At 64.4% G+C, this 6,775-nt stretch carries 7 protein-coding genes; 4 read left to right on the forward strand and 3 right to left on the reverse strand.

All coding sequences use genetic code 11. The features are described from left to right. Positions 1-62 precede the first annotated feature (62 nt). Genes ileS through IQ25_RS09305 form a run of 3 tightly spaced genes read left to right on the forward strand, consistent with a single transcriptional unit; the run spans position 63 to position 3,786 of the window. The gene (gene ileS / locus IQ25_RS09295) at positions 63-2,855 is read left to right on the forward strand and encodes an isoleucine--tRNA ligase (RefSeq protein ID WP_144905005.1); all 2,793 of its coding nucleotides are present in this window, start codon (positions 63-65) and stop codon (positions 2,853-2,855) included. Continuing rightward, positions 2,855-3,373, forward strand: a complete 519-nt coding sequence (gene lspA, locus IQ25_RS09300) for a signal peptidase II (protein ID WP_144905007.1) — start codon at positions 2,855-2,857, stop codon at positions 3,371-3,373. The genes ileS and lspA overlap by 1 nt, the downstream gene beginning before the upstream one ends. Then, on the forward strand, positions 3,373-3,786 hold the full coding sequence (locus IQ25_RS09305) for a DUF3035 domain-containing protein (protein ID WP_144905106.1): 414 nt from the start codon (positions 3,373-3,375) through the stop codon (positions 3,784-3,786). Before lspA ends, IQ25_RS09305 begins: the two co-directional genes overlap by 1 nt. Before the next feature lie 52 nt (positions 3,787-3,838). Here the strand turns inward: IQ25_RS09305 and ung are convergent, their stop codons facing one another. Continuing rightward, positions 3,839-4,522, reverse strand: coding sequence for a uracil-DNA glycosylase (gene ung, locus IQ25_RS09310; RefSeq protein WP_144905009.1), 684 nt, complete (start codon positions 4,520-4,522; stop codon positions 3,839-3,841). A gap of 98 nt (positions 4,523-4,620) precedes the next feature. Here ung and IQ25_RS09315 point away from each other — a divergent pair, with 98 nt between their 5' ends. Continuing rightward, the gene (locus IQ25_RS09315) at positions 4,621-5,925 is read left to right on the forward strand and encodes a UDP-glucose dehydrogenase family protein (RefSeq protein ID WP_144905011.1); all 1,305 of its coding nucleotides are present in this window, start codon (positions 4,621-4,623) and stop codon (positions 5,923-5,925) included. Between the two features lie 3 nt (positions 5,926-5,928). On the opposite strand, the gene IQ25_RS09320 is transcribed toward IQ25_RS09315, so the two are convergent. Next, positions 5,929-6,201 carry a DUF2061 domain-containing protein gene (locus IQ25_RS09320; protein WP_144905012.1) on the reverse strand — a complete coding sequence of 91 codons (273 nt, stop codon included), beginning with the start codon at positions 6,199-6,201 and terminating at the stop codon, positions 5,929-5,931. A 32-nt stretch (positions 6,202-6,233) separates the two neighbouring features. After that, on the reverse strand, positions 6,234-6,775 hold a 542-nt coding region (gene cysC / locus IQ25_RS09325; protein WP_144905014.1), incomplete at its 5' end, for an adenylyl-sulfate kinase.

Consider the following 6,775-nt stretch of genomic DNA (forward strand, 5'->3'; position numbering starts at 1 on the left):
GGTGGGCAATGCTCCGCCAGAGACTTCCCCAACGCGCGCAATTGCTCTAGTGCCCGCCGGTCATGACTGAACCACGCGACTTCCGACCGACCGTCTTCCTGCCGAAGACCGATTTCCCGATGAAGGCTGGCCTCCCCCAGAAGGAGCCGGTCATTCTTTCGCGCTGGCAGGACGAGGGCATTTACCGCAAAGTTCGCGAGGCGCGCAAAGGGCGCGAGAAGTTCATTCTCCATGATGGCCCGCCCTATGCCAATGGCGACATGCACATCGGCCATGCGCTGAACCATATCCTCAAGGACATGGTCTGCCGCACCCAGACGCTGCTGGGCAAGGACGCGCCCTATGTGCCCGGCTGGGACTGCCACGGCCTGCCCATCGAGTGGAAGGTCGAGGAAGAGTACCGCAAGAAAAAGAAGAACAAGGACGAGGTTCCGCCACGCGAATTCCGCGCCGAATGCCGCGCCTATGCCCAGAAGTGGGTCGACGTGCAGCGCGAGCAGCTCAAGCGCCTCGGCATCAATGGCGATTGGGACAACCCCTACCTGACGATGGATAGCCAGGCCGAGGGCACCATCGTGCGCGAACTGCTGAAGTTTGCCGAAAGCGGCCAGCTATATCGCGGGGCCAAGCCGGTGATGTGGTCGCCGGTGGAGAAGACCGCGCTGGCTGAGGCTGAGGTCGAGTACGAGGATATCGTTTCGACGCAGATCGACGTGGCGTTTAGTGTTCTGGAGGCCCCCAATGCCCCAGACGGCGTGTGGGATTCCGAGGTGGTAATCTGGACCACTACGCCTTGGACAATTCCAACGAACCAGGCAGTCGCTTACAATCCGGCAGTCGATTACGCGGTCTATCTTGTCGGAAACGGCGAGCAAATGGCTTCTGTTCTGGTGGCCGAAGCGTTGTTCGAAGAGTTTGAGCGCCGGACTGGTTGGAAAAATGAAGATCCTGCCGGCGAACCTCGGTGGCGGCTGAAGCCAGAACACTTCGTCGGCATGACGCTTCGCCACCCGATGCACTCGCTCGGCGGGTTCTTTGCCAAGCCGCGCCCGATGCTCCCCGGCGACTTCGTCACGACCGACAGCGGCACCGGCCTTGTCCACATGGCGCCCGATCATGGCGAGGACGACTTTGCGCTGTGCAAGGCGCACGGGATCGAGCCGGTGTTCGCGGTGCAGGGCGATGGCAAGTATCGTGAGGACTGGGGCTGGCTCGGCGGGCAGGGCTCGGTCATCAACCCCAAGTTCAACGCGCCCGACGGCCCGATCTGTTCGGACCTGCGCGAGGCTGGCGGGCTGCTCGCGGCGTCTGCCGACTACAAGCATTCCTATCCGCATTCTTGGCGCTCCAAGGCCAAGGTGATCTATCGCTGCACGCCGCAGTGGTTCGTGCCGATGGACCGCGAGGCCGAGGGCGGCACGCTGCGCGAGAAGGCCACCAAGGCCATTGCCGACACGCGTTTCGTCCCCGAAAAGGGCCGCAACCGCATCGGCGCGATGGTTGAAGGCCGTCCGGACTGGGTGCTGTCGCGCCAGCGCGCTTGGGGTGTGCCGATCACGCTGTTCGTCGATCGCAAGACCGGCCAGTACCTCAACGATCCGGACGTGAACGCGCGCATTGTCGCGGCTGTCATGGCCGAAGGCGTGGATGCGTGGGACGAGGAACGGGCGCAGGAGTACCTGGGCGACAAGTACAAGCTCGACGATTACGAGCGCGTCACCGACATCCTGGACGTGTGGTTCGATTCCGGCTCCACCCATGCCTTCGTGCTGGAATCGGGGCGCTGGCCGGACCTGCAATGGCCTGCGAACCTCTATCTCGAAGGGTCGGACCAGCATCGCGGCTGGTTCCAGTCCTCGCTGCTGGAATCCTGCGCCACGCGCGGGCGGGCGCCTTATGATGCGGTGCTGACGCACGGGTTCACCATGGACCAGAAGGGCATGAAGATGTCCAAGTCCCTGGGCAACACGATCAGCCCGATCGACCTGATGCGCGATTACGGCGCGGATATCCTGCGGCTCTGGGCGCTCTCGGTCGATTTCACCGAGGACCACCGCATCGGCAAGGAGATCCTGCAGGGCGTTGCCGACCAGTACCGCAAGCTGCGCAATACGTATCGCTATCTGCTGGGCGCGCTGGAAGGCTTCAGCGAGGACGAGCGGCTGCCGGTGGCGGAAATGCCCGAGCTGGAGCAGTACATGCTCGGCCTGCTCGGCAAGCTGGATGCCACGCTGCGTCAGGCGGTCGAGGACTTCGACTACAACACTTATGTCCGCGCGCTGACCGACTTCTGCAACGAGGACCTTTCGGCGCTCTTCTTCGATATCCGCAAGGACTGCCTCTATTGCGATGCGCCTTCGGACCCGAAGCGCCGCGCCTATCGCACCGTGCTCGACACGCTGTTCCACGCGCTGGTCCGCTATGGCGCGCCGGTGCTGGTGTTCACGGCCGAGGAAGTGTGGCAGTCGCGCTATCCGGGCAGCGACAGCGTGCATCTGCTGGAATGGCCGGAGGTTCCGGCTGTGACGGTGGATGAAGCGCGCTGGACCGAGTTGCGCGCACTGCGCCAGACGGTGAATGAAGCCATCGAACCGTTGCGCCGGGAGAAGGTGCTGGGATCGGGCCTCGAGGCGGTCGTCACCGTGCCCGAATCCGCTCCGGAAGCCGATCTGGCAGAGCTGTTCATCACCGCGACAGTAATGCGCGGGCAGGGCAGTGACGTGACCGTCACCCGTTCCACCGACCACAAGTGCGGCCGTTGCTGGCGCCTGCTTCCGGAAGTGACGGAAGACGGCGCGCTGTGCGACCGGTGCGACGAGGTCGTGGCGGCTATCGACGCGGGTGCAGCAGCCTGATGCTGAGCCGTCCGCGCATCGAGGGCCTGGGCCTTGCGCTGGTCATCGCCGTGATCGACCGGATCGTGAAGGCGATCATGGTCGGCCCGCTGATGCTGCGCGATGTCGGCGTGATCGACCTGCTGCCGATATTCGACCTGCGCTATGCCGAGAACGAGGGCGTTTCCTTCGGGATGTTTACCGCAACGTCGCTGGAGATGCGTTACGGCCTGATCATCGTCACCGCGCTGATTGCGCTGGGCGTGACGGTGTGGATGCTGCGCGAGACGCTGCGAGGCGATATCCTTGCGCTTGGCCTCGTGCTCGGCGGAGCGCTTGGCAATATCTATGATCGGCTGACGCTGGGCTATGTCATCGACTATGCCGACCTGCACATTGGCACGTGGCGACCTTTCGCCATCTTCAATCTGGCCGACGTGGCGATCACGTTCGGTGTCCTGATACTGCTTGCCCGCTCGTTCAAATCGCGCGAAAAGCCAAACGATAGCGGCGACCATACCGCCACGGAGAATGCATGATGCGTAAAGCTGCCGCCCTTGCTCTTGTCGTCTCGGCGGCGACTCTTCTGTCGGCCTGCGGTGGCGGCGGTTCGCTGTTCAACCGTGACCGTCCCGACGAAATGGCCGTGACCCGCGCCGCGCCGCTGGTGGTGCCGCCCGATTTCGCACTGACCCCGCCGAGCCCCGGCGCGCCGCGTCCGCAAGATTCGGAAACCGGCAAACAGACGCTCGAAACGCTGTTCGGCGGCCCTTCGGCGCGTTCGAGCGTGGAGACGGACGCGATCAACCGTTCGGGCACGGCTGCTGCCTCAATCCGGTCGACCGTGGGTGATCCGGGCACGCAGACGGTGGCCAAGGGCCAGGTCGTGCGTGACATCCTCTCCGCGCCGGAAGGTGACGGACAGGCTGCTTCGGCTGCGATCCCGGGCTGATCTCCGGCTTGATGGACTGACGAAAGGCCCCGCTTCGGCGGGGCTTTTTGCGTCAGACCCGCCAGTCGATCGTCCCGCGCCCCTTCGCTTCGAGGAAGGCGTTGGTCTGGCTGAAGGGCCTGGAGCCGAAGAAGCCGTTGTAGGCGGACAGCGGGCTGGGATGCGGGGCCTTCAGCACCAGATGCGGGCCATGCGCGAGCCCGGCGACGCGTGCGGCCTTTTTCTGCGCGTGGCTGCCCCACAGGATGAACACCGTGGGTTCGGGGCGCGCGGCGACAGCTTCGACGGCAGCGTCGGTGAACAGCTCCCAGCCCTTGCCCTGGTGCGACCCGGCATTGGCGGCTTCGACGGTCAGCGCGTTGTTGAGCAGCAGCACGCCCTGCTCGGCCCAGCGGGTAAGGTTGCCGTGGGCCGCGCGAGGGATGCCGAGGTCGGCTTCGAGTTCCTTGTAGATGTTCACGAGGCTTGGCGGAGTCTTCACGCCGTGCTGGACCGAGAAGGCAAGGCCATGCGCTTGCCCCGGACCGTGGTACGGGTCCTGCCCGAGGATGACGACGCGCACCTGATCGAGCGGGGTCATCTCCAGCGCGGCCAGGCGGGTGCCGCGGGGCGGGTAGATCACCTTGCCCGCGCGCTCCTCGGTCTGGAGGAAGCCGCCCAGCGTGCGCAAGGGGGGCGATTGCAGGACGGGTTCGAGCGCGGGGCGCCAGGATTCGGGGAGAGTTGTGGTGGTCATGTTCCCGAAAGGTTAGACGGCTACCAAGCCCGCCCGCAAGCAGGGTTCCGGGAATGCCTCCCGCTTGCTAACAGCGCTGTGCTGTACGGAGTGCTTTGATGAAGATCGCAATGGTTGGCTCGGGCTATGTCGGGCTGGTTTCGGGGGCCTGCTTTGCCGATTTCGGCCACGATGTGGTCTGCATCGACAAGGACGAGAGCAAGATCGAGCGGCTGCGCGCCGGCGTCATGCCGATCTACGAGCCGGGCCTTGCCGAACTGGTCGCGGCCAACGTCAAGGCCGGGCGACTGTCGTTCTCGACCGATCTTGCCAGCTCGATCGAAGGTGCTCAGGCCATCTTCATCGCGGTGGGTACGCCTTCGCGCCGGGGCGATGGCCATGCCGACCTGACCTATGTCTATGCCGTGGCGCAGGAACTTGCCGCCAATATCACCACGCCGACCGTGGTGGTGACCAAGTCCACAGTGCCGGTTGGCACGGGCGACGAGGTGGAGCGGATCATTCGGGAGAGCGGGACAGAGGTCCAGTTCGCCGTGGTCTCCAACCCCGAATTCCTGCGCGAAGGCGCTGCCATTGGCGATTTCAAGCGTCCGGACCGCATCGTTATCGGCGCGGAGGAAGAGTGGGCGCGCGGGGTGATGCGCGAGGTCTATCGCCCGCTGTTCCTCAACCGCGCTCCGATCCTGTTCACCTCGCGCCGCAGCAGCGAACTGATCAAATACGCCGCCAACGCCTTCCTTGCGACCAAGATCACCTTCATCAACGAGATGGCCGACCTGTGCGAGAAGGTGGGCGGTGATGTGCAGGACGTGGCGCGCGGCATCGGCCTCGACAACCGCATCGGCTCGAAGTTCCTCCACGCGGGGCCCGGCTATGGCGGATCGTGCTTCCCCAAGGATACGCTGGCGCTGCTCAAGACCGCCGAGGACTATGGCAGCCCGGTCCGGCTGGTCGAAGCGGTGGTCAAGGTCAACGACAGCCGCAAGCGCGCGATGGGTCGCAAGGTGATCGAGGCGCTGGGCGGTGATGCGCGCGGCAAGCGCGTCGCGCTGCTAGGCCTGACGTTCAAGCCCAATACCGACGACATGCGCGATGCGCCGTCGATTGCGATCGTGCAGACACTGCTCGATGCAGGGGCCGAGGTCGTGGCCTACGATCCTGAAGGCATGGAAGCGGCTGCGGCGATCATGCCCGAGGTGAAGATGGTTTCCAGCACATATGCTGCGGTCGAAGGCGCGGATGCAGTGGCGCTCGTCACCGAGTGGGACGCCTTCCGCGCACTTGATTTCGCGCGCGTTAAGGGCCTGATGAATGCGCCTGTGCTGGTCGATCTGCGCAACGTCTATGACCCGGCAGAGGCAAGATCTGCAGGCTTTGCCTACAGCAGCGTCGGCCGGGTCTGATCGTTACAGCAGGCCTGCCTCGGCACTGACCTGGGCGGTGTCATCTTCCACCGGTGGACGTTGCGTACCCCAGAGGATCGAACTCCATACGCGTTCGTGGAAGTAGTACAGGCCGATCTTGGTGATCACTTCCGTACCGGCAATGGCACCGGCAGCCTTGGCGCTGCCGGTGAAGAGCCAGCCTAGAAGGAAGGTGTCGATGCTTCCCAAGATGCGCCAGCTGATCGCCTTGACGACCGAACGGGCATGCGCCTCGTGTCCGTGAAACAGAATCATTGGCGGTTTCCCTCCCGGCCAGAGACGAGTGCTTAGATCGTTGGCGCCCAACCGAGAAGGGCGTTGACGATGCGTTCGGCGGCATTTTCGGGTGATTCCGTGGTGGTGTCTACGCGGAAGTCCGGGTTTTCGGGGGCTTCGTAGGGGCTGTCGATCCCGGTGAAGTTCTTGAGCTGGCCCGAACGCGCCTTCTTGTAGAGGCCCTTCACGTCGCGTGCTTCGGCCACTTCCAGCGGCGTGTCGACGAAGATCTCGACGAACTCGCCTTCGGCCATGAGCGAGCGCACCATCTCGCGCTCGGCGCGGAAGGGGCTGATGAAGGCGGTCAGCACGATCAGGCCGGCGTCGGTCATCAGGCGCGCCACTTCGCCGACGCGGCGGATGTTCTCGATGCGGTCGGCCTCGGTGAAGCCCAGGTCCTTGTTGAGACCATGGCGCACGTTGTCGCCATCAAGCAGGAAGGTGTGCTTGCCCACGGCGTGCAGGCGCTTCTCGACCATGTTGGCGATGGTCGACTTGCCCGAGCCGGAGAGGCCGGTGAACCACAGCACCTTGGGCTTCTGCTGCTTGAGCG

The organism is Novosphingobium taihuense (genome assembly GCF_007830315.1).
Classification (GTDB): domain Bacteria; phylum Pseudomonadota; class Alphaproteobacteria; order Sphingomonadales; family Sphingomonadaceae; genus Novosphingobium; species Novosphingobium taihuense.

What these genes read in the sequence shown, in the direction of transcription:
- IQ25_RS09305 (WP_144905106.1), top strand. Translation starts at nt 3,373, where the DNA reads ATGCGTAAAGCTGCCGCCCTTGCTCTTGTCGTCTCGGCGGCGACTCTT.
- ileS (WP_144905005.1), top strand. Translation starts at nt 63, where the DNA reads ATGACTGAACCACGCGACTTCCGACCGACCGTCTTCCTGCCGAAGACC.
- ung (WP_144905009.1), bottom strand. Translation starts at nt 4,522, where the DNA reads ATGACCACCACAACTCTCCCCGAATCCTGGCGCCCCGCGCTCGAACCC.
- IQ25_RS09315 (WP_144905011.1), top strand. Translation starts at nt 4,621, where the DNA reads ATGAAGATCGCAATGGTTGGCTCGGGCTATGTCGGGCTGGTTTCGGGG.
- IQ25_RS09320 (WP_144905012.1), bottom strand. Translation starts at nt 6,201, where the DNA reads ATGATTCTGTTTCACGGACACGAGGCGCATGCCCGTTCGGTCGTCAAG.
- lspA (WP_144905007.1), top strand. Translation starts at nt 2,855, where the DNA reads ATGCTGAGCCGTCCGCGCATCGAGGGCCTGGGCCTTGCGCTGGTCATC.